Source organism: Catenulispora acidiphila DSM 44928 (genome assembly GCF_000024025.1).
Lineage (GTDB): Bacteria > Actinomycetota > Actinomycetes > Streptomycetales > Catenulisporaceae > Catenulispora > Catenulispora acidiphila.
This window is the reverse complement of record NC_013131.1, coordinates 581999-604196: the sequence shown is the minus strand read 5'-3', so window position 1 is coordinate 604196 and position 22198 is coordinate 581999. Positions and strand designations below refer to the sequence as shown.

Sequence of the window (22198 nt, the reverse complement as noted above, 5' to 3'; positions counted from 1 at the left end):
CTTGGACACCTCACGATGGAGCAGCACCGCGACAGAACTCAGCACACGGCGCGCTACACGGTACGCGAGAGACAAGAACATCGAGCCGGCATCTCAGCAAGACGGCCAGAGGCTTCATGGGTCCAGTTCACAAGCTCATTCCTACCTCCGAGCCCCCACACCGTACGCTGATGACCTGCGCGGACGAGGCTTCCGGCAGGCGCAGCGCCTCCCTGCCCGCGGACGGCATCGTGGTCATCCTCGGCTCCGACTACCGAAGCCGACCGCCATCCCACAGCGTGGGGAGCGAACCCTCCGGCCTCACCGTGGGCGGTTCGGTCGGCACAAGCCCGCAGAACGGCATTCCCTCCGTGTGTTAACACTTTCCTCGCGACCGGATCGAGGCCTGTCGTCCGCCCGCTGATGCGCCTACTTTGGAAGTCGGTGCCAAGGGGGGTTCCGCGTGACGAGGATCGTGCAGGCTCAGGACGGCCGGAAACTGGCCGTGGAGGAGTGGGGCGCACCGGACGGTGCCGCCGTCTTCCTGATGCATGGAACGCCCGGCAGCCGGTTCGGGCCGCGTCCCCGCGAGTCGGTGCTGTACCGGCTGGGGGTACGGCTCATCGCATACGACCGGCCCGGGTACGGGGAGTCCGACCGGCTGGGCGCCCGGGCTGTGGCGCACGCGGCCGGGGACGTGGCTGCCATCGCCGACGCGCTCGGGCTGGACCGCTTCGCGGTGCTCGGGCGGTCCGGCGGCGGACCGCACGCCCTGGCCTGCGCCTGTCTGCTCGGCGACCGCGTGCGGTGCGCGGCGGTGCTGGTCGGGCTGGCGCCCCGGGACGCCGGCGGGCTGGACTGGTACGCCGGGATGACCGCCTCGAACGTAGCCGCGTACCAGACCGCCGAGTCCGGGGCGCGGGCCATCGCGGCGCGGTTCGAGGCGCAGGCAGCGTTGATCCGGCGAGATCCGGCCGCGCATCTGCCTTATCGGGACCGGGAGCTGTCGCGGTCCGACCAGGAGGTGATGGCCGACATCGGAATCAGAACCATGATGTTGTCCAACTTCGCCGAGGCTGTGAAGCGGTCCGGGGTGGGGTGGATCGACGACGCGCTGTCGTTCGTCGCCGCGTGGGGCTTCGATCCGGCCAGAATCAACGTGCCGGTACTGTTGTGGCACGGCGCGCGCGACGTGCACGCCCCGGTGCGGCACACGATATGGCTCGCCGAGCGCATCACCGATAGCCATCCGGTGATCGTCGACGACGCGGCGCACTTCGGTGCCCTGTCTGCGATGCCCCGGGTGCTGTCGTGGCTGGTCGACGGCAAGCGGCCGTGACTGGCCAGCCTGCAGTGTTCGCCGCGTCCCCGGAGGGCTGACAAGCAGTGTTGAGAGAACACTGACTCAGGTCGGCTGCGGTTCCAGATCGAAGTCCAGCCGCCGCCCCTCGGCCAAGGCCCGCGTGATGCCGTGCTCCGCACCGAGGGTGCGTTCCAGGGCGGCCATGACCCCGGCCCGCAGCGTGTTGGCTTCGGCCTCGCGCGCCATCGCCTTCAGCGTCGCCACTCGGTTGGCCGAGACAGCGAGCGTGTCAGGGTGGTCCGCCCCCAGCGTCGCTTCGAAGATCCCGGCCGCCGCGAGCTCCATGGTCTCGGCCTCCTCGAGTTCGCCGGCGTCGACCATACTGTTCGTCAGGTTCGCGGCGGCGGCCAGAGTGTAGGGGTGCTCCGGCCCGAGCCAGGCGTCGAAACCGCCGTGCGCCGCCTTGATGTGCCTACGGGCCCGGTCGGGTATCCCGGCCTGGCGGGTGAAGGCGCCGAGGTTGTTCAGCGAGACCAGGGTGTAGGGGTGGTCCCGTCCCAGGTTCTCGCGGTAGGCCCGCAGCGTCTCGTCCATGATCTTGACTGCGGACCGGGCATCGCCGGTGGCCGCGAAGTCGGCGGCCAGGTTTACCGCGCAGGCCAGCACATCCGGGTTGTGGGGCGCGTAGTCGGCGAGATAGTGCTCGTACGTGTCGCGGCTCAGGGCCAGCGCCTCCTCCAGGTGGTCGGCCTTACGCAGCGAGACGGCGAGGCTCTTGGCGGTGCGCAGGGTTTCCGGGGCGTTCTCGCCGACCACGTCGCGGTAGTCGGCCAGGGTCGAGCGCAGCAGTTCGACCGAGACCTCGAAGTGCCCGGTCTCGCGCAGGTCGCGCGCCAGGTGCGCGGCCGAGAACAGCGCCGCCGGGTGCCGGTCGCCGAGCACCGCCTTGCGGCGGTTCAGGGTGTCCTGATCGATCGCCCGGGCCTGGGCGAAGTCGCCGACCAGGCGGTAGGAGACCGCGAGGTTGTGGGCCGACAGCAGGGCTCGCGGATGATCTTCCCAGAAGGCCTGCTTGTGGTCCGCGTAGGTGGCCTTGTCCATCTCCAGCGCGTCGTCGAACCGGCCCAGGCCGCGCAGGTCCGCGGCCAGGCCGATCGCGGTGAGCAGGGTGTGCGGGTGGCGCGGCGGCAGCACCCGCTGCTGCTCGGCCAGCACCTCGACGTCCAGGTCGTAGGCCCACCGGAACTCGCCGCGCAGCCGCAGCACCGTGGCCAGCTGGCAACGCAGGTTGAGGAACTGCCGGTTGAGCGCGAGCCCGGCCGTGCTCTCCGAGCCGTAGTCCTCGATCCGCTCGGCCCAGCGCTTCTCCAGGGTGCGGCCGAAATCCAGAGCGTGTGCGTAGTCGCCGGTCTTCCACAGGAAGCGCACGCGGTCGATGAGGAGCTGGCGCACCGGCTCCTCCTCGCAGTCGATGGCGCGTGACGGCGACAGGTGCGGCCAGATGATCTGGTAGCGCGGCCAGTTCTCCGGGTTGTCGGTGTCGCCGAACTGCGGCCGGGCGCCGGCCAGGATGCGGTGCACCTCGTGGATGGTCTCTTGGGCGCTCCCGTCATCCAGCGTCGCCTTAACGGCCTCCTGCACCAGGCGGTGCATACGCAGCGCGTTGGTGTTCGGGTCCACCTTGATCAGGGACAGCACGACGATCTCGCGCACCACGTTCCCGATCACCATGCGCTCGGTCACGAACTCGTTGAACGGGTGCAGGGCGATGACCATCTCGTCGGACTGCACCAAGTCCATGGCGATGCCGTCGGGGTTCATGAACGCCGCCAGCTCCAGCAGGCGGGTCGCCGCCGGCTCCCGCTCGCGCAGGCGTTGCAGAGCCAGGTTCCAGGTCACGGCCAGCGACACCGGATACGTCTCGGGGCGGCCGAGCGACAGCACCCGCGTCGTCTCCTCGGCCAGCGACTCCAGGTACGTCGCCACCGGCGTGCCGGTCGTCGCCAGCCAGGACGCCGCGCTCTCGACGGCCAGGGGCAGGTTGTCGACGAGTTCGGCGATGGCCGCGGCGTCGGCCTGCGCCAGGCCCGGCACGGCGCGCGTCAGGTGTCTGACGCTCTCTTCCGGCGTGAAGACGTCCACCTCGAGCGAGTTGGCCACCCGCGACCAGGACTGGATGCGCGAGGTGATCAGGATGTGGCCGGTCCCGTCGCCGGGCAAGTCCGGCAGATACGGCGTCAGCACCTCCGGCTCCAACGCGTTGTCGTACACGACGAGCCAGCGGTTGTACGGCGTGCCGCGGCGCAGCGCCTCGCGCGCCGCCTCGGCGGCCTCCGGGACGTTGTCGCCGCCGCGCAGGCCCAGCCGGATCGCGAGGTCGGCCAGCGAGGTGTCGATGAAGTCCGGCTGCTCGGCCTCGATCCACCAGACCAGGTCGTAGTCGGCCTTGAAGCGGTGAGCGTACTCCAGGGCCAGCTGGGTCTTGCCGACACCACCGAGCCCGTGCAGTGCCAGCGGCAGGATCACCGCCGAGGAGCTGCCGACGATCCCGTCGCGCAGCTTCTCCAGCATCGCGTCGCGGCCGGTGAACGTGGCGTTGCGGCCGGGTGCGCTCCACACCCGCGGGGTGGCGGCCGGGAAACGGGCGCCGCCGGTCTGTTCCCCCGTGACGCCGCTTACGACGGCCTCGGCATCGGTCTTGCCGAGCGCGCGCAGCAGCCGGGCGGTGGCCGGACCCTCGGGCAGGCCGTGCAGGTCCACCGACGGCAGCCCGCCCAACCGGTCGTCGGCCCGCGGCTCCGACACCAGGACCGCCGTCAGCTGCTCGGGGCCTGCCAGGGTGCGGGCTGCCGCCAGGGCGTGCCCGGAGCCGGCGAAGTCCGTCGAGGCGATCGCGAGCACCCGGCGGCGCTGGCCGTCGGCCGGCAGAGTGACGATGCCGGGCGTCAGGACCCGCACCGAGGCACCGACCCCGGAGCGCCGCAGAACCCCGGCGGTCCAGTCGGCCCACATCCGGTCCTCGGCGATGTAGGCGACGGTGACCTCCTCCGGCACCGTCTCGCGCCGGCGGGTCACGATGTCGAGGATGCTGATCCGCCGCGTGTCGTCGATCGGCGGGAGCGAGGTGACGGTGCCGCCGGTGAGCTCGCCGGTAAGCCGCTCGTAGGCGGCCAACAGCGAGGTGGTCAGGCCCGGGGAGTCGCCGAAGACGGCGAGAGTCTCCTCATAAGCGTAGAACGGCCGATAGGGGATTTCGACGGCGCCCCAATAGCGGACCGCGTCGGCCGGGTCGTCGACCTGCGGGAAGCCTTCGAAGCGGGCCCGGGCCGCGGCGCGCCCGGCGTCGGCCTTCTCCTTCTCGCCGTCGTCCACGCGCATCGGTACCGGCAGGATCCTGATGGCCCGCCGCCGATTGTGCTCGTGGACCGAGCGCGCTACCTTGGCGGCGCCTTCGATACTCTGGTTGTTGAGGGTGAAGCAGTCGACGAGCACGTCCGGCAGGTGGATAGTGCAGATGTCGGCCACGTCGCTGAAGCCGGTGCGGCTGTCGATGAGCGTGTAGTCGTAGTTCTCGATCATGTCGCGGCGCATCGCGTCGAACAGCCGGCCGCCGCCGAGGTCGGCGTAGAACCTGTCCCAGTCCAGACTCCCCACCGCGGCCGAGTACGCCCGGTTCTGCAAGCCGGCGGACACGAAGTGGATGCAACCGCCGCCCGGGAACGGCCAGCGCAGACTGATGGCCAGATCCCGGATCCGGGCATTGTCCATGTACCACTGTGCCGGGTCCGGCACCTCGTCGCGGCTCGCGGCCCACTCGAAGTCGCGGACCATGTCGATCACGCCGAGGTTCCCATTGAGCGCGGTCGGGTCCAGGACCGGGGCCGGGAAGTAACGGTGCAGTCCCGGAGATTCCAGGTCCCAGTCGATGACCGCGACTCTCCGGCCGTTCGCGGCGAGGATCCAGGCAGTATTCGCCAGCGCCATCGTACGGCCGCATCCGCCCTTGTACGAGTAGAAGGTCAACACCCGGCCTTCGCGCTCCGGCATCGCGATCCCCCTCCTGCGATCATCAGTCCTCGGTACCGTCGTCTGTGCTCGCTCCCGCGTCCCCGTCAGCGTCAGCGTCAGCGTCAGGACCGTCCCGCAGGCGTGGCCGCGACGGGAACTCGCGCCCGCCGGACCCGGCCGGCCGGACCGCCCGCAGATAGCGCCGCCAGGCGCGCTCCATCACATCGGGCATCGCGTGGCCGAAGTCCGCGACGCTCGCCAGCTCGCGGGTGGCGGCCGAGGCCGTACGGTGCCACTCCTCCATGCTCCACGGCATCACACCCTCCAGGAGCGACCGCAATGTGGCGGCCTGCTCGGCAGTCTGCCGGTCGGTTCCGCTCCATGGCACCAGCACCCGGATCCAGTCCTTGTGGCACCGGTCGACCTCGGCGACGCTGCCGGAGTCCGGGGTGTGCGCGATCCACGGGTCTACGAGCAGCACACCTGGCGCGTCCGGGATGGCTCCCGCGCCCGCCGCCGGGTTTCTCGGACGCGGCCGCATCTCCGGGGAGTGGCGGGTCAGGGCACTGACGACCGGGGTGTAGCCCAGGCCGCGGGCCACGTCCTCGGCCCGCCGGGCCAACGGCACGGTGGAGTCGGGGTAATACGGGCGCCAGTCCTCGGGCTGCGGCCCGTAGTAGTCACGGCTGCGGCCCGGGGGCGCGCTCTTCTCATCGGGGGCGGCGACGGTGATCCGGAACCGGCGGTCGGCGCCCTTCCCGCTGTCGTCGGTCGGGAACAACGGCCGGACCAGCTCGTAGTCGGCCAGCGGGCCGAGCGGCGGTGCGCAGGTGCGGGCCGTCTCGTCCAGCCACTCGGCGAACCGCAGTACGACGTTGGTGTACTCACGGTCGCGGTCCAGCCGGATCAGCTCGTACAGACCGCGCTCGAAGTAGGCGTCGCTGACGCTCAGCCGGGACATCTGCAGCGCCGAGGCGAACTCCGGCAGATCCTCCGATCGCGGCGGCTTCCAGACCACCGGCAGGATCGCCTCGTTCGGCACGCCGGTCTGGGCCAATTGCGCCATCTGCCGGGCGCGGAAGACCGCCCATTCCTTGCCACAGTTGACGCTGGAGAAGTAGGAGCGATGGTACAAGGGCACGAACACGCGGCAGGTGGCGAGTTCCCGGGCCAGGACCCGGCGCCACAGGGCGCCCTCGGGGATGGCGTCGTCCATGAAGCCCGGCGGCCCGGTCGGCCGATGCCAGGTGGTCGGATCGCAGCTCACGAGCTCGTTGCACAGGTCGCGGAAGAACTGGCGGACCCAGTAGTTGAGGTCGGGGCCGTCGTCGAAGACGCGCGGGGTGTGCGCGTAGCTCAGGAAGAAGCAGGAGCCGTATTCGGAGTACCGCGGCGATTCCGCTTCCCCGGGGCCCGACGGGCTCATCCGTGCACTCCCCTGCTGGTCGATGACCTGACGGGCACTCAGAGGCTCACTATAACTGCGCACGGTAGGCGCGAGAAGCGGATCCGCGCTTTAAATGAGGATTCTGATACAGGGGTACCGTCAGCCGGGTCGGTGCTCCGAAAGCCACTGTTCCGCGAACCGAACCGCTGAGGCCAGGGGGAAGCACGCCGAGGGCGCCGCGCCGACCGTGCCGTTGCGTACCCAGGACCGGGAGGCGGCCAGGTCAGCGCCGAGCCGGTCGAAGTCGGAAGCGTCGAGCCGGATCGCCCGGTACTCGATCCAGCGGCCGCCGCCTCCGGGCCGGCTGAGGTCGGCCAGCTTGCTGGAGTACGTCCGGGTCTCGGGGCGCACGCGGTACTCTGCCAGGTGGAACGCCGTGCACTTGGCGAAGCCCACGCCCAGCAACAGCACCTGAGCCCCGGATTCGGCCAGCGCTCCCAGCGGCGACTCGGGCCCGAGGTGGCTGTGCAGCGGATGCAGGGCCGTGATGCGCTCGGCGGCCGGGCCGAGCGCGGCGAACGAACTCGTCGGATGGCCGCTGCGGCACGCTCCGGGCTGAAGCCGGACGTGTTCGGCGAACGCCCCCATGCCCGCTGACGGGGTGCGGGCCGGGTCGAAGGGGGGAAAGCGTTCCCGGTACCCGGCGATCTCCACCGCCGTCATGCCGGCCACCGCCTCGCGGTGCGCGCTGGACGTGGCGGAGTTGGCGGGCGTCTGCGAGGGTACGACGACGGTCGCCCGGGGGCCGAGCACCGCGCGTAAGGCCGCGAGGACCGTGGCCGCTCCGCCGTCCACCGGGCCGATCGCCCGCAGCGAGGAGTTGATAAGGGCGTCCGTGCCGCTCTGGAGTCCGAGGCGGACGAGGTCCTCGGCGAGCTGCTGCCGGGAACACGGCTGCTGTCGGGATCGCACGATCGGCGCGTGATGCGTGGCTTCCAGGGAATCAGACATCAGAAGCGTGGCCGGCACGGCGGAGATAGGCCGCAAGGTGCCGTTCGGCGGAGCTGCGGGCCGCCTGCCCTGCCTGCGAGCTGACCGGCTCGTCCAGCCATGGAGCGACGGTCGCCCGCATGCTGTCGGTAAACTGCTGGCCGAGCTCGGTGAGCGAGCCCGATGCGGCCAGGACTTCGATCGCCTCGGCGGTGTGCAGCCGCCACCTGGCGAAGTTCACTTCCGCCGTCTCGGCCGCTTCGCCGACAGCGCGCAGCCGTTGGACGCGCCAGAAGTCGGTGACGGCGAGGTGCGCGTATGTCCCCTGCAACAGTCCCTCGATGGGACGCGCGTCGTCCCGCCACGGCGCATAGTACCTCCGGCGGTCGGACTCGTCGTAGAGGTCGTAGGCGTCGAGCACCGCGCCGAGTTTGACATGCTGGAACTCGTGCAGCAGCAAGAGCGCGAGCAGTTCGGGCGCGTCCGGGAGCGCGGCGCCCACTGCGCCGGGCGCTTGTCGTGCGGTGGCGCTTTTCGCCCGGCCGGCAGGCGCCGGCCTCAAGGGCGTGACGGTGGACAGCCCGGCAGCTAGGCCGGGAGCGTAGCCGGGGTGATCGGCGAGGATCAACCGCCAGGCCGCGTCGAACGACTGCTGCCAGCGGTCGTGATCGGCGGCGGACAGCCGGGACGTCGCCGGCCAGCCATAGCAGTCACGTTCGGGGTCGCCGTCGTCCAGCAGGATCGCGAAGCCTTCGGAGTGCAGGGTTCTGATGGGCTCCCACAAACCTGCAGGAGTTTCGTCGTCGAGCGTGACGGCGAACCGGTCCGGTCCGGTACCGATCAGCAGACGGTTCGGTGCCGTGGTCGCCACCCGGACGTAGGAACTCGGGCCGGGGACGCGGAGCGTGCCCAGCCAGGGCAGGTGGATCGCCCCCTGCTCGGCATGCAGCGTGAGCTCCAGCTCACTACCGGCGTGGACCGCCACCGCCAGGGTGAGCGCGCTCAAGCGGTGGGCGTCGTGATCCCGGACTCCCGCGCTCAGGACGCGGTGCGCCCAGGTCCGGAAGTAGGGCTGGGCGAGCACCGCGGCCAGCGCCGTCGGCTGTGCACGGTCGAGCTCGATCAGAGCGTTCCACGCCGTGCGGGCCGGCGATTCACGCATCGCCAGCTGCTCGGCGACCGTCGCCAGCAGACCACGGGCGATGCTGGCCTGGACGTCCATCAGCGCGGTAACGGCGGCCGCGTCGCCGAAGCCCGAGGCCAGCTCGGCCAGTTGGGCGTCGGCGATGCGGTGCCGGGTCACCGAGTCGCGGCCGTGGTCGGCGCGGCGACGGTCGCTCTGCGCGATGTGCAGGATCAGCTTCTTGAGATCCTCGCAGTAGACCGAAGGATTGTCGAAGCCTGAATCGCTCTGGTACCGGTGTGGGAACAGCCCGCCACCGCAACTCTCGACCACTTCGCAGGACCGGCACTGCTCGGAGAGCCCGGCCAGTCCGGACTGCCGTGCCCGCATTCCAGGGTGGGCCAGCGCCAGGTCGAGATCGTCGTCGGCAACGGTGAGCCCGGTTTTCGGCGCGCCGTCGAAGGCGACTTTGAGGGAGTCCAGCTGCTCGATCTCGCCATCGGTCTCGATCACCACGAGATCGCTCGGCGCCAGCCCCAAGGCTTCAGAAAGCGGCGGTCCGCCGTGCAAGGTGGACGACACCGAGTCGAAGATGCGGATACCCATCGGGCGTCCGTCGGCCCGCCACCGGTCGAAGATCGTGATCAGCCAGTCGGCATAAGCGGTGGCGCTCGGGGCGCCGGTACCCGGGTCCAGCGGCCGCGGCGGCGGAATATCCCAGGTGGCGTGCGGCAGGAGCAATCCGATGCGCGGCGGCTTCTCGGCCAGCAATGCCTCATACACCGCGATGGCATCATTGGCGATGTCCACGGTGCACAAGATCCCTGAATAGAGGTGCTCATACTCGGGGCGGCGTAAAAGCGCCAAGGCTGCGCGTACTTGCGGATGGCTGGTGCGGCCGTCGGAGTAGAGGCGGTGGCGATCATTCGCAAGCCGGTCGCCATCAAGGGAAACACCTACCCGCACGTCATGCTTGACGAAAAGATCAAGGAATCTCGCGTCCAGCCGGACGGCATTGGTGTGGACGCGGATATCTGCGGTGATCCCGTCCAGCACTTTACGCAGGCGGAGGATAATACCTTCGAGCTGCTCGGTGCCCGCAAGCAGGGGCTCTCCGCCGTGCAGGATCAGCCGGACCGAATCCACGCCGTGGCGCCGGGCGTGGTCGGCGATCCGGCCGCCGATCCGCTCCGCGGTCTCCAGGCTCATCACCTTGGGCCGCGCCTGCCAGGACTGGTCTGCGCCCTCGTACATGTAACAGTGGTTACATGCCAGGTCACAGCGGCTATGGACCTTCAGGATGAACTGCCGGAAGGGAAATACGATCTGCTCGGACACGACAGCGGCGCAGGGATGGCGAGGCGGGCTACAGCGAGGCGTCGAACGCGGCCACGGGCGGCGTCAGCGGCTCGTCACAGGCCCGCACAATTCGGAACAAGGTACTCGCTGCGCTCTCGGAGACTCGGCCCAGGGGCGTGTCGCGGCTATCGGTCACGGCTGTTGCTTGGCCGGGCTTGGCATCGTTCTTAGGGTGCAACATGAAGGCTCCCAGCCTGTCAAGGGGGATACGAACATCCCGCCCGCCTATTTGATCACACGGATGATCCAACTTACCTGTGGGCACCGGTCGTGTGGGGCACTACCTTATACAGAGGATCGTCACTGTTCAATTAATCAAAGGCCAGTTCCGCCGAACGAGCTACTGACCTGCAGTGGCGGTTTTCCCTACATATTATCCGGGCATCGGCACGATGTGGGGGGAAGTGTGCGACTTGGGATCACTGGACACTTGGATTTAACCGTCTCGACCGAGCGCGCGGTCGTGGCCGCGTTACGACGGCACCTGCTTGCCTGCGGGGTTCCAGGCGAACTGATCGGCGTCAGTTGCATGGCGCGCGGGGCGGACAGCCTCTTTGCCCAAGCGCTGATTGAGCTAGGGGGGCGCCTGGAGGTCATCATTCCCTCGGTGGACTATCGGCAATCACAGGTCACTCCGGACCACGAGCCGGTTTTCTCCGCGATGCTGGACCGCGCGGCCGCCGTACATCAGATGCCCGCCGCCCGCGCCGCCGCCGAAGCCTACGCGGAGGCCAACCGGCTACTGCTGGCATCCATCGACGAACTGGTGGCGGTCTGGGACGGCGGGCTCGACGGGCCGGTGGGCGGGACGATGGATGTCGTGCTGACCGCCCTGGCGTGCGGCATCCCGGTGACGGTGATCTGGCCGGAGGGAGCCGAGCGCGGGTGACGTCTTCTGTCAGGGCCACGGACTCACGCCGCGAGTTCCTCGGCCGTGAACTCCGATGGCCCGACCCGCACGATCGCCAGCCCGACCTCGGCCAGCACCGAGGGCATGGCCCGAACCACCTCCCGGTCGCGCTCCCGCTCCGACTCCGGCAGCTGCGCCCAAGAGTTCAGGTCCGGATGCCTTTTCGCGACGGGGTCCCGGCGCGGTCCGTAGCGCCAGCCGCGGCCGGTCCGCTCGGCCTGCCAGCGGTCGTGCTCGCGGCGGGCCAGTGCCTCGATCTCGCCGGGTTGGAAGGCGAAGTCCTGGCCGGAGGCGCTCCGGGGGACCAGCAGGCCGCCCAGGGCGGCCGCCTTGCGGCCGACGTCGCCGGCCAGCGCCCGGGATGCCGCCCGCAGGTCCTCGTCCAGGGTCTCCCACGGGGTCATGGCCGGCGCGCTGCCCAGCGGCTTGCCGCTGGCCAGCCGTTCCAGCAAGTAGCGCTGGTGGCTGGTCCTCGCCAAGGCCTCGGCCAAGTCGAAGCCGATGACGGCCGGGTCGCCGCCGACCTGGGCGACGTCGACGATGCGGAGCCGGCCGTCCAGGCCGTCGAACAGAGCTCCGGCCCCGGTGCCGTGGTCGAAGGCGCGGGCCATGCCGGACATCCGGTCCAGCCGCACCACGATCACCTCCAATGCGGACGACAGGTGCGCGACGGCGGCGAGCGCGGTGCCGAGGGCCTGGCCTTCGTCCTCCTGGCAGAGGTAGAGGCGGTGCAGGCGGGGCGTGTCGAGGCGGGTGAGCTCGGTCAGGAACTCCGCCGGAGTCCCCGTGCGGGTCTGCACCATGCAGACCTCGTCGAGGAACGAGTAGCGGGCCGCGACGGCGGCGACCTCCTTGAGTGCCTGCTCCCCGATCACCTTCACCTGCAGTGATGCCGACGACTGCTTGCGGCGGACCAGCCACTGCCTGCCCAGTTCCACCAGTACCGCCCGGCCGAAGGCTCCGGTGCCGGCGATGGCCACGCGGGGTGGATCGTGGGTGAACAGCCGGTCGTCAGAGCGGACGACGTCCTGCGCGGCCAACTCGTCGGGGTTGTAGAAATCGACGTACGGACCGTCGCCGCCGGCGGTGCTCCAGTGGCGCGCTTTCAGGGCCAGACACAGGTCGAGGTCCTTCACCATCGCGTGCACTCGCACCGGGCCGCGTCGTCCCGGACGTCCCACGTGTCCGGGTCGGTCTGCACGTCCCGGGCGGTCCGTGTGGGCCCGGATCCGCTCGATCGTCCCAGCCACCTCGACGTTGCGGTGGCTGTCGTCCAGGCAGCTGTAGACCACTGCCGCGCGCTCGACACCCGCCTCGCGCAGCCGGGCTGGCAGCGCCGGGTCGCCGATGACCACGTCGGCGCGCCGTCGATCGTCGGTGCCAGGCTCGATGGTCACCACCCGGCGGCGGTCCCGCCGAAGCCGCTCGGCGAGCACGGTCGCCGTCCGCGACGAGCCACAGACCACGGCGTGTCCGCGATACCGCCGCATCCGGACCCCGTGGATCCGATGCGCCGACAGCCCAAGCGCGATCTCCACGATCGTGTAAGCGCTCACCAGTGGCGCCGAGAAACGGGCCACCGCCAGCAGGAACGGGTACGGACCGCCGGCCGCGATCGGCGTGGACTGCACAAGGAAGAGCTCGATGTCGAAGTAGATGAGGTCGCCTGGCGCATGGCTGTACTGCGGATGGGGTTTCTGCTGCAGGATGTAGGCATGCAGGCCGACGTAGCCGAACACCAGGCTGACGACCGCGAGTACGAAGAAAACCCAGCGGAGCGTGGTGGTGGGCCGGGCCGGCAGCTGATAGCGGAGCCGGTCTGCCATGGGCGCCCTCCCTCGACCCGATATCAGACCTCTGCGTAACTAGACGTTATCTCTGGGTACCGAGGTCGTCCAGCTCCGAGCGAACACCTCTTCGCCCTGCTCGTATGCGACGAGCCGGTACACGACCAGGAACCTGGTCCCAGTGCAGGTCATCCGCGAGAACGTCGGACCTCGGTCTGCCACCCGCCGCAGTCGATCGCGTCGGTGCGCTCGCGCGCCACCGCCGCGGAGCCTGTGGGTGGTGATAACTTCATCTGAGCAGGTCAGGCTGCATGCTAGTGCTCGTTCATGATGCCCCCAAGTCGGGCGCGTCTCCGCACCTCCAGGTCAACGGCGTCAGCGCTTCCGGTGATCGATTCGGGCACGGGGTGCAGTGGTTCGCGGCGGCCAGTGCCCAACCAACGCTCGACTTCTACGGCGTCGGCTGCCACACCTGCCCAGCCAAGACCGCCTGCACCACCGCCCGCTACCGAGGCCTCACACTGCACCCGCGCGAGCAGCAAGAGACGCTTGTCCGCCGCCGCGCCGAGCAGGACAGCGCCGAATGGAAAACCCGCTACAACATCCGGGCCGGCATCGAGGCGACAATCTCCCAAGCCGTGCGCCACTGCGACGCCCGACACACCCGCTACCGCGGCCTACCCAAGGTCCGACTGGAACAGGTCCTGATCGCAACCGCCATCGACCTGTGCCGACTAGACGCATGGTGGACCGGAACCCCCCTCGGCCCCACCAGAACCACCCACTACGCACACCTCGAACTAGCACTCACCGCACAACAACACCGATAAACCATCACATCAAGCAACAGAGTCCTGTGGGGTTCAATAACACTGAGTTGACCGCCCACGGCTTGATTCAGTCCGTTAAGCAGCGGATCCGGGATCACATGACCACGCTGTCGTCAGGAGTTCGGCACCACAGCCCGTTCGTCGGGGCCCAGAGCGTCAACGACGTCTTTCTTGCCAGAGTCCTGGAGCTGCTGCTGTCCTCCACACCCGACCGCACTGATACACGCAGCCTCGAGCTGTCGGCCTTGGGTACGTCAACCTGCTGCACATCGCCGTCACTCTCGCCGCCATCCCCGACACCACCGATGGCATCGGTCTGCAGCCGTTCGAGCGCGCCGATTCCCGCAAGCTTGCAGACCCGACATACCCAGATGTCACTCCGCTGGCCGACCCGAACACTGTGGCGGAGGCTGCTGCGGAAGAGACGGACGCGCACATCCGACTCTGCAAGGGATTGGCATGCTTGGAGAGTTTGACACTGCGCAATCTAGGGCAGCCTTAAACACGAGTCCTATATAAGGGTATTGCCACGGCTACGGATCAGACCGGCCGCCGCCGACAGATGATCCCCTCCAACTAAGACGCAGTTCACAGGCCCAATCGAGCCATCTGGTTTTCTCCAGGACCGCGTTTTTCGAACATGCCCCGGGGCAAGGGAGCGTGCCACCGAAGCTCGCGGTGTGCCACGTCGTCCCGGTCACGCTGAATTTCCTGTAGTTGGGTCACCTCGAGTGACAACACAGGACTCCGACGCACCCGCGGCGGGTCACTGCTCCTTGGCCTCCAGCACCTGAGCCAGCCGATCCTCGACTCCTTGCGAAACGGCCTGAGTGCCGCCGAAGACGGTCCCGGTGTAGGTGGTGCCCTTCACCTGGTCGGGCGGTCCCGGGAAAATCGCGGTCGTCGCGGTCGGCACATAGTTCGGAGCTGTGAGGAACAGCCGACCGTGCAGTGTCGCCAATGCCGCTCCTCCGGTCAACGCGTCGGCGAAGCCGTTGCCCGACGCGTAGCCGACGAACGGGTCGTCCGGAGCACAGCAGTCCGGGCCGGTGTCCTCGATGGCGACGCCCTCGGCGGTCGTATAGCGGTCGGCTCCGGCGATGAAGTAGAGGGTCCCGATGTCCGTGCCCCAGCTGTCGCCGCCGGACTTGGCCGGGGTGCCCGGCTTGATCGTTGAGTCGATGATGTAGTCCGGCACGCCGATCATCGCCAGCCCGGCCAGCGTCGACGACCAGCCGATCGCCGTCACGTTCGGCATGCCGGTCTGGTAGCGCACCAGCTTGCTGCGGATGTACGCCGCGGTGGCCGCGTCGTTGAAAGTGGCGCCGTCGCTCAGCAGGATCGCGGCCGGTTTGCCGCCTGAGGACAGCCGCCCGGTGGCTGCCGGCCCGGCGGCCAGGGCGTCCGGGTAGTCGGTGCCGGTGGCGATGACGACGTGCGCGGGGTTGTCCAAGCCCTGCTTGGCGATGATCAGCGCGGTCTCATAGCGCGTCTTCCCGCCATAGCGGATCACGTGGTACCCGTCGCCGGACAGCGTCGCTGCCACGTCCGGGGAGACTGCGTTCTGACCGCCGAGCACGTACACAGTGCCGCCCTTCGGGAGGACACGGTGGATCTCCTGACGCGTGGTGTCGGTCAGCTGCTGCGGTTCGGTCAGCAGCAACGGACCCTGCTTGTACGAAGCCAGCGGTATTCCGGCCAGCGCGTCGGGGAAGGTGGCGCCGCTGGCCAGGACGACCGTGTGCGCGGCGAGTCGGTCGGTCTGGTCGTCGGCTGCGTCGGCCCACAACCGCCGCGACACCGCGGTGCTCGTGTCGTAGCGGGTGGTCCCGGAGACCCGCTGCATCGTGCTCGGAACCGTCGTGCGGACGTTGAGCGCCGTGGCGGTGGTCGTCGCTCCCGAGGAGTCGGTCACCGTGACCACGATCTGGTACCACCAGGTGGAGCGGTAGACGTGTCGGAAGGCCGGCGAGGCCTGGTTGACCGTGGTCCCGTCGCCGAAGTCGACGTGATAGTTCAGGACCGGATTCGGACCGGAGGCGGTGACCACCCCGGTGACCGTGCCGTCGGACGATCCGCCGATCTCGATCTGCGCGGACAATTTCGTCGGGACCGCGGACAGGACGTTGAACGAGTAGGTCACCGGTGCCGAGACGTTCCCGGCCGCGTCGACGGCGCTGACCGTGACCGACGCCAGGCCCGCATACGGCAGCGCCAATGTCAGGTTGGCGCGGCCGGAGGCGTCGGCGCTGATCGTGGCGTTGCTGACGCCGGTCTCCGGGACGCTGTACTGGAAGCACACGATCGGCGAGACCCCGCCGGAGCCGGACAGGTGGAAGACGCCCGGCTGGTTCGGGCCGTGCGTCGGGGGCAGGCCGCCGGAAAGCGACGGGAAGTCGTCGGATTGCACCGCGGCGGTCAGCGGGCCGGTGGGCGTGCCGGTGACCGGCGCGGGGGCGCAGGGCGTCGACGCGGTCCCGGCGGCGGAGGCGGTCAGCGGCGGCATCAGAGCGCTGATTAATGCGGCCGAACTCAAGATCAGCGGAGCGGCCAGACGGATGCGGGTCATCGGGGTTCCCCCATGTGTGGATCTCGTCAGTTTTCAGTGAAGCTGAGCGCTTGCGCGACCTGGTCTTCGGCGGTCTGCGACAGCGCCGCCGGGCCGCCGAACAGTTCGGCCTGGGAAAGCGCGCCGTTCCAGTGGTCCAGGGCAGCCAGCACATCGCCCTCGCCGCCGGTCGCCGGAAGCAACAGCATCGGCCTGTTCTGCAGAGCGCAAAGCGCGCCGCCCGACAGGGCATCGGGAAAGGTCTCGCCCGAGGCGAAGCACACCCCGGTGGACCGGCCCGGCGGCAGCGAGCCGGATGTCTGGTCGATCATGGCGTGCGCGACGGCGAGCGCGGTGGTGTAGCGGTCCGGACCCTGGAAGCCGTCGTTGGCGCGGATGTTGCCCCAACCGTGCATGGCGCGCTCGCTGATCACCGCGAGGGCCGGTTCGCCGACCGTCCCGACCCGCGGATGCTGCTGGAGCCAGTTCCAGGCACCGTCGCTGATCGTCCACTGGCCGGTGAGCAGGATCGGTTCGCCGAGTGCCGCCGCCAGCGGGCCGGCCGCCAGCGCGTCGGCGAAGTCGGTGTCGGTGGCGATCAAGGCGCCGGGCGCGGAGGTGAAAGCCTGCTGCGCGACGGCCAGAGCGGTTCCGGCCCGGTCCGCGCCGGAGTAGCGGACGACGTGATAGCCGGCAGAGACCAGACCTTTTTCCACCCCCGGCGAAATCGCCGCCGTGCCTCCGAGGATGTATACCGTCCGGCCGGACGCCGGGCCCCCGAGGACGCGGTCGATCTCGGCGCGGGTCGCGGTGTCCAGCACCGTGGGATCGGTCAGCAGCAGCGGACCGCCGACATGGGCGGCCAGCGGGACGCCGGACAGTGCGTCAGGGTACTTATCACCCCGGGCCAGCACCACGGCCTTGGCCGAGCCGCCGGTCCACGCCGTCCGCGACACCGCGATCGCGGTCGCGTAGCGGTCCCCTCCGGAAATCCGGGCCACGGCGTGAGCCAGCGGCGGTGCGGTCGCGACAGTCACGTCCACCCAGACGGCGGCCGTACCCGTCGACCCCCCGGCGTCGGTGTCGGCCAGCTGAACCAGATACCGGCCGCTCGCCTGGTAGGTGTAATAGATCTCGGGCTGGTTGTCGGCGCCGCGCAACGTGGTGCCGTCGCCCATGGACAGCGAGTATTGGCCGCCGGCTGCGGGCATCGTGACAGCGATCAGGCCGTGGTCGTTCTGCGCTGTGACCGTCAGAGAGGGCTGGAACAGAGGGCTTACATGCGACAGCTTCGCGGGTGACGCGGCGGGATCCGCATGCACCGGAGCGATCGGCCCCAGACCAGTGCCGAGCACGGCGACGAGCGCAAGGCCGAAGCCAATGGAACGACTCATTTCTCCCCATGCCATAAGGCAGCGCCACGAAAAACGTCGCGGTCCGGCCCTGTCCATGAAGGTGAGGGCGTAGGGATTCTGACGGCACCAGATACGTGAGTCAACGCCCGACCGTTACCGGTCGGTTTTACAGAGCTGAGATTCATTGCCTGCGTAGCACAGATGCGTTGATCAGACGATGTGCGGCGTGATCACGTACCGCGAAGCTGTGGCGTTGCTCTTCAATATCTTCTTCCCGGGGGTCAGTCGCCATGCGCGCGCGTCGCGTCACACTCGCTGCTCTTTCTGCGTTGGGCGTGTCCGTGGGGGTGGCTTCCGCGCCGGCGCACGCGGCCGCCCCGACGACCATCTATGTCGACAACGGTAGCGCCGCCTGCTCCGACACCGGGTCCGGAACGCAGGATCAGCCGTTCTGCACGATCAACGCCGCCGCGAAGAGCGCGGCGCCTGACGACACCGTGCTGATCGAGCCGGGGACGGGGCACTACTCCGAGCCGATGATGAACATCCAGACTTCCGGCACGCCTGGTCATCCCATCACCTACCAGGCAGCGCAGGGTACGTTCACGATGGGCAACGTGAACTCGCCCGGCCAATACGACGCCGCGTACGGGCTGCGATTCGACCAGACCGTGCACGACATCGTCATCCAGGGTTTCCACTTCGGCGGCGGTCTCTGGGTCGACGAGGAGTCGGCGCGGTTCCAGGTAAGGAACAACTTCTTCGACGGGTCCGGCCTGGCCATGTACGACGGAGAGGCGATGGAGGTGACAGGTAACACCTTCACGAACGCCCCCCTGTCGGTGGAGGGCGCAATGGGCGGCATCTCCGAGCCGACGCCCACGCTCGTCGACCACAACACCGTTGTCGGCGGCAGCATCTGGGCCGACATGGGCAGCACAACCGTCACCCACAACACGGTGTCGGGAAGCTCCACCTTCGGGATCCTCGCCGGCACCAACAAGAGTTCCTCGATGTGGGACGCGCAAGTGACCATCGCCGGAAACCTGGTCTACGGCAACGCCGGCGGCGGGATCTCGGCAGCGAACTGGGGTGCCACCATCACCGGCAACACCATCGCCGACAACGGCGGCAACCAGGTCGAGATCCATTCACCGACGCCGATCCCGTACACGCCGCCGTCGCCGCCGCAGACCCATGTCGAGAACAACATCATCGCCACCGGGACCACGTTGCCGCACAGCGCGGCCGCCACGGCGTCCCAAATCGGGATCACGGTCGATCAGGCCGCCTGGGCCACGACCTTCGTCGACCGCAATGTGGTGAGCCTGGCACAGGGCCGGCCTTACGAGATCGGGACGACGATCGTCCCAGACGGTGCCCACCTGGCGGCGCTCGGGCACGGCGGTACGGCCGAGATCAACGCGGCCCCGCTGCTCAACGCGGACGGCACCTTGCGGGCGGGATCGCCCGCCGTCGACTCGGCAGACTCGGCTGCGGCCGGGGAGCAGGCCACCGACCTGGCCGGCAACACCCGGCACGACGACTCCGGGGTCTGCGACACCGGAGCCGGATCCCGTAGCTACGACGACCGCGGCGCCTTCGAGTTCCAGGGAACGACCAGCCCCGCTGTGGCCTGTGCGGCACCGACCGCACCCGTCCCCGCGGCCCCGGCTCCGACCGTCGACTCGGTCGACTTCCCGGCGACCGGTGGCTACTTCGGGGTCGGGCGCGCCGGATACTTCCACGTCGCCGACCACAGCGGCGCGCGCAACCCCATCCAGTTCTCGGTCGACGGCGGCGTGGCGCAGCAACTCCTCGCCGATGCCTCGGGGTCGCTGATGATTCCCTACACCGCGACCACCGCGGGGCCGCACTGGATCGACGTCCAGGTCGTCGGTGCGAGCCCGTCGTTGACAACCCGCTACACCTTCACCGTCCCGGCCACGGACACGGTCGTCGCGCCGACCGCGTATTTCACGGTGGCTGGCGACCGGGCGAATCCCAAGTCGGTGACCGTCAACGCGATCAAGTCGCTGCACGGCACCACACCGATCCAATCATTCACGTACCACTTCGGTGACGGCACCTCCACCGGACCGACGAGCGCCACGAGCGCCACGCACATCTACAGCACCGCGGACAAGTTCCCGATCACGGTCACGGTCCAGGACACCGACAGCCTGTCGAACTCGATGCAGGCGACCTACGATGCGAGTACCGGTCAGACTTCGACGCCTAAGCCGTCTCCCAACACGATCCACGTGAACAACGCCGCCGGAGCCAACTGCTCGGACGCGGCTGGCTCGGGCAGCGCCAGCAAGCCGTTCTGCACTATCGCGGCGGCCGCGGCGCTCACCAACCCCGGCGACACGGTTCTGGTGTCGGCGGGGACCTATGCGTCGGGGGTGGACATCACCCGCTCCGGCACGCCTGGGGACCCGATCACTTACACGACCTCAGGCACCGTAGATCTGGTATCGCCCTCTAATGCCGCCTATATGGGCACGGCGTTCACGCTCAGTGGCGTCCACGATGTGACCGTCCATGGATTCGTCATGGACACGAAGGGCTCCAACGGTGTTCTGGTCGGCAACTCGCAGAACGTCGAGATCTCCGGGAACACGATCAACGACGACGGCGTGTTCGGCGCTTCCACCTACGAGGGCGTCCAGTTCACGAACGTCACCGACAGCGCCATCGTCGACAACACCGTGAACGCCGGCGACATCCAAGGCATCGTCGTGGATTCCGGCTCGCTCCGGGCGGCTATCCAAGGGAACACCGTCCGTGCCACCAGGAACGTCGTCTACTACACGATGATCCAGGACGCCGCGCCGAACAGCACCGTCGTCGGCAACCGGGTCTCGAACCCGGAGTCCCGCGACATCGCGATCAGCTCCGGCGCCGACGGCACCGTGGTGGCCGGGAACATGGCGACCTGCAGCAACGTGGGCATCAGTGTCGATGCGAACAATGTCGCGGTCACCGCCAACACCGTGATGCAGACCGCGGGCCGGGAACTCGCCGTCGGCGGGAACGGGAATGTGACCGGGACGTCGATTCGTGACAACGTTTTCGCGATCCCGGACAACACCTTCGACTGCGGATCGCCTAACGACGGCAGTATCGGCATGTACGGCGTCGACATCTACGCGGGCTCGACCGCCGGGACGACGCTCGACCACAATGACGTCTGGTTTCCGTTGTATGGACCCGGATATCAGTGGGGCGATACCGAATATGCCGTGACGACCCCGGCCCAACTCGCAGCCTTCACCACCGCCACGGGCCAGAGCGCGCACGACACCGTGGCCTGGCCGATGCTCGATGCGAACGGCGCTCCCAGGCCCGGCAGTCCGACGATCGACGCAGCGGACTCGTCCGCGACCGGCTATCCGGACAAGGACCTTCTGGGCAACCCCCGCGTCGATGACTCCACGACCCCGAACACCGGCCTCGGCCCGATCGCCTACGGAGATATGGGTGCCGTCGAATACCAGCCGCAGGCTCCCGGCGGTGGTACCCCGACTCCCACGCCCACGCCCACACCGCCGCCGACCCCCACCCCCGCACCGGTTCCGAACCCCGGTACCGGCCAGCCCACGGTGCAGCGGCTCGGCGGCGGCACGCGTTACGCAACCGGTCTGATGGTCTCCCAGCACCAGTGGGCCGCGGGCAAGGCAAGCGCAGTCGTGCTGGCGCGTGGTGATGCCGCGCCCGACGCGCTCGCCGGCGTGCCGTTCGCCGCGCACGTCCACGGCCCGTTGCTGCTCACCGATCCGTCGGCGCTGGACTCCGAGACCCGCAGCGAGATCGACCGGGTCCTCGGTGGTCCGCACTCCGGCAAGACTGTCTACATCCTCGGCGGAGCTGGTGCGGTGGCGCCCTCGATCGAGAAGGGTCTGCGCGACGCCGGATACAAAGTCGTCCGTTACGGCGGTGACAGTCGCTTCTCCACGGCGTTGCAGATCGCTTCGGCCTTCGGGCCCACCGATCACGTCATCGTCGCCACCGGGCGCAACTTCCCGGACGCGCTGTCGGCGGGGTCTTTGGGCGCCGCGGAGGGCGCGCCGATCGTCCTGTCCGACGACACGGTCCTCGACGCAGCCACTGCTGCGTTCGTCGCGCGGCACCCGGCGATCGACCCGGTCGGCGTCCAGGCCCAGCACGCAGTGGCCGGCCTCGCCGCAGGGCGAACGGTCGACCGCAGCCTGGCCGGCTCCGATCGCTACGTCACCGCGACCGACGTCGCGACCCGTGTCGCCCAGATCCTGGGCCACACTCCGGCGACGGTCGGCGTCGCATCCGGCACCGCTTTCCCGGATGCCCTCACCGGAGGCGCCTTCATCGCCAACGCTGGCGGCGCGCTCGTGCTGACCGACCCGACCAGGCTGACGGCCTCCACCGGCGCTCTCCTCACAGGCTGGCACGGCGGGCTGTCCACGATCGAGGTTTTCGGCGGCCCGCTGGCCGTGTCCGGGCCTACGTACGACGCGATTGTCAAAACAGTCGGGGCTCGGTCCTGACTCGCGAGCCTCGCCAGCTCGGCAAAGCCTCAACCCCAGGAGGGGCGGCAGGACATGCTGCTGTCGCCCCTCGCCCGCTACCTGGTGGTC

Annotated in this window: 12 protein-coding genes; 4 read left to right on the top strand and 8 right to left on the bottom strand. The window is 69.0% G+C overall.

The window, feature by feature from the left end; translation table 11 throughout:
* Nucleotides 1-442: 442 nt before the first annotated feature.
* Nucleotides 443-1318 (top strand): alpha/beta fold hydrolase, encoded by an 876-nt coding sequence (locus CACI_RS02545; RefSeq protein WP_012784757.1) that lies wholly within the window; start codon nt 443-445, stop codon nt 1316-1318.
* A 66-nt stretch (nt 1319-1384) separates the two neighbouring features.
* Here the strand turns inward: CACI_RS02545 and fxsT are convergent, their stop codons facing one another.
* The 5 genes from fxsT to fxsA form a co-directional block, all read right to left on the bottom strand.
* A complete protein-coding gene (gene fxsT, locus CACI_RS02540; RefSeq protein WP_012784756.1) occupies nt 1385-5329 on the bottom strand; it encodes an FxSxx-COOH system tetratricopeptide repeat protein in 3945 nt (1314 codons plus the stop codon).
* A 22-nt stretch (nt 5330-5351) separates the two neighbouring features.
* Nucleotides 5352-6716: a TIR-like protein FxsC gene (locus CACI_RS02535; RefSeq protein ID WP_012784755.1), complete on the bottom strand. Its 1365-nt coding sequence runs from the start codon at nt 6714-6716 to the stop codon at nt 5352-5354.
* Nucleotides 6717-6836: 120 nt separating this feature from the next.
* A complete protein-coding gene (locus CACI_RS02530; protein WP_012784754.1) occupies nt 6837-7688 on the bottom strand; it encodes an aminoglycoside N(3)-acetyltransferase in 852 nt (283 codons plus the stop codon).
* The gene (locus tag CACI_RS02525) at nt 7681-10128 is read right to left on the bottom strand and encodes an FxsB family cyclophane-forming radical SAM/SPASM peptide maturase (protein ID WP_012784753.1); all 2448 of its coding nucleotides are present in this window, start codon (nt 10126-10128) and stop codon (nt 7681-7683) included. The genes CACI_RS02530 and CACI_RS02525 overlap by 8 nt, the downstream gene beginning before the upstream one ends.
* A 28-nt stretch (nt 10129-10156) precedes the next feature.
* Nucleotides 10157-10330, bottom strand: a complete 174-nt coding sequence (gene fxsA, locus CACI_RS54025; RefSeq protein ID WP_012784752.1) for an FxSxx-COOH cyclophane-containing RiPP peptide — start codon at nt 10328-10330, stop codon at nt 10157-10159.
* Nucleotides 10331-10579: 249 nt separating this feature from the next.
* Between fxsA and CACI_RS02520 the strand changes: the two genes are divergently transcribed.
* Nucleotides 10580-11038 carry a hypothetical protein gene (locus CACI_RS02520; RefSeq protein WP_223297434.1) on the top strand — a complete coding sequence of 153 codons (459 nt, stop codon included), beginning with the start codon at nt 10580-10582 and terminating at the stop codon, nt 11036-11038.
* Between the two features lie 23 nt (nt 11039-11061).
* On the opposite strand, the gene CACI_RS44920 is transcribed toward CACI_RS02520, so the two are convergent.
* Nucleotides 11062-12885: a RyR domain-containing protein gene (locus CACI_RS44920; RefSeq protein WP_012784750.1), complete on the bottom strand. Its 1824-nt coding sequence runs from the start codon at nt 12883-12885 to the stop codon at nt 11062-11064.
* 272 nt (nt 12886-13157) lie between these two features.
* On the opposite strand from CACI_RS44920, the gene CACI_RS02510 reads away from it, so the two are divergent.
* Nucleotides 13158-13676: a transposase gene (locus tag CACI_RS02510; RefSeq protein WP_083795482.1), complete on the top strand. Its 519-nt coding sequence runs from the start codon at nt 13158-13160 to the stop codon at nt 13674-13676.
* A gap of 766 nt (nt 13677-14442) precedes the next feature.
* On the opposite strand, the gene CACI_RS02505 is transcribed toward CACI_RS02510, so the two are convergent.
* Together CACI_RS02505 and CACI_RS02500 are read right to left on the bottom strand one after the other, a co-directional pair.
* On the bottom strand, nt 14443-16245 hold the full coding sequence (locus CACI_RS02505; RefSeq protein ID WP_012784749.1) for a cell wall-binding repeat-containing protein: 1803 nt from the start codon (nt 16243-16245) through the stop codon (nt 14443-14445).
* A gap of 26 nt (nt 16246-16271) precedes the next feature.
* Nucleotides 16272-17618, bottom strand: coding sequence for a cell wall-binding repeat-containing protein (locus tag CACI_RS02500; protein WP_012784748.1), 1347 nt, complete (start codon nt 17616-17618; stop codon nt 16272-16274).
* A 302-nt stretch (nt 17619-17920) separates the two neighbouring features.
* On the opposite strand from CACI_RS02500, the gene CACI_RS02495 reads away from it, so the two are divergent.
* Nucleotides 17921-22108 (top strand): cell wall-binding repeat-containing protein, encoded by a 4188-nt coding sequence (locus CACI_RS02495; RefSeq protein WP_190276714.1) that lies wholly within the window; start codon nt 17921-17923, stop codon nt 22106-22108.
* Nucleotides 22109-22198: the final 90 nt, after the last annotated feature.

What these genes read in the sequence shown, in the direction of transcription:
- fxsT (WP_012784756.1), bottom strand. Translation starts at nt 5,329, where the DNA reads ATGCCGGAGCGCGAAGGCCGGGTGTTGACCTTCTACTCGTACAAGGGC.
- CACI_RS02535 (WP_012784755.1), bottom strand. Translation starts at nt 6,716, where the DNA reads ATGAGCCCGTCGGGCCCCGGGGAAGCGGAATCGCCGCGGTACTCCGAA.
- CACI_RS02530 (WP_012784754.1), bottom strand. Translation starts at nt 7,688, where the DNA reads ATGTCTGATTCCCTGGAAGCCACGCATCACGCGCCGATCGTGCGATCC.
- fxsA (WP_012784752.1), bottom strand. Translation starts at nt 10,330, where the DNA reads ATGTTGCACCCTAAGAACGATGCCAAGCCCGGCCAAGCAACAGCCGTG.
- CACI_RS44920 (WP_012784750.1), bottom strand. Translation starts at nt 12,885, where the DNA reads ATGGCAGACCGGCTCCGCTATCAGCTGCCGGCCCGGCCCACCACCACG.
- CACI_RS02510 (WP_083795482.1), top strand. Translation starts at nt 13,158, where the DNA reads ATGCTAGTGCTCGTTCATGATGCCCCCAAGTCGGGCGCGTCTCCGCAC.
- CACI_RS02505 (WP_012784749.1), bottom strand. Translation starts at nt 16,245, where the DNA reads ATGACCCGCATCCGTCTGGCCGCTCCGCTGATCTTGAGTTCGGCCGCA.
- CACI_RS02500 (WP_012784748.1), bottom strand. Translation starts at nt 17,618, where the DNA reads ATGAGTCGTTCCATTGGCTTCGGCCTTGCGCTCGTCGCCGTGCTCGGC.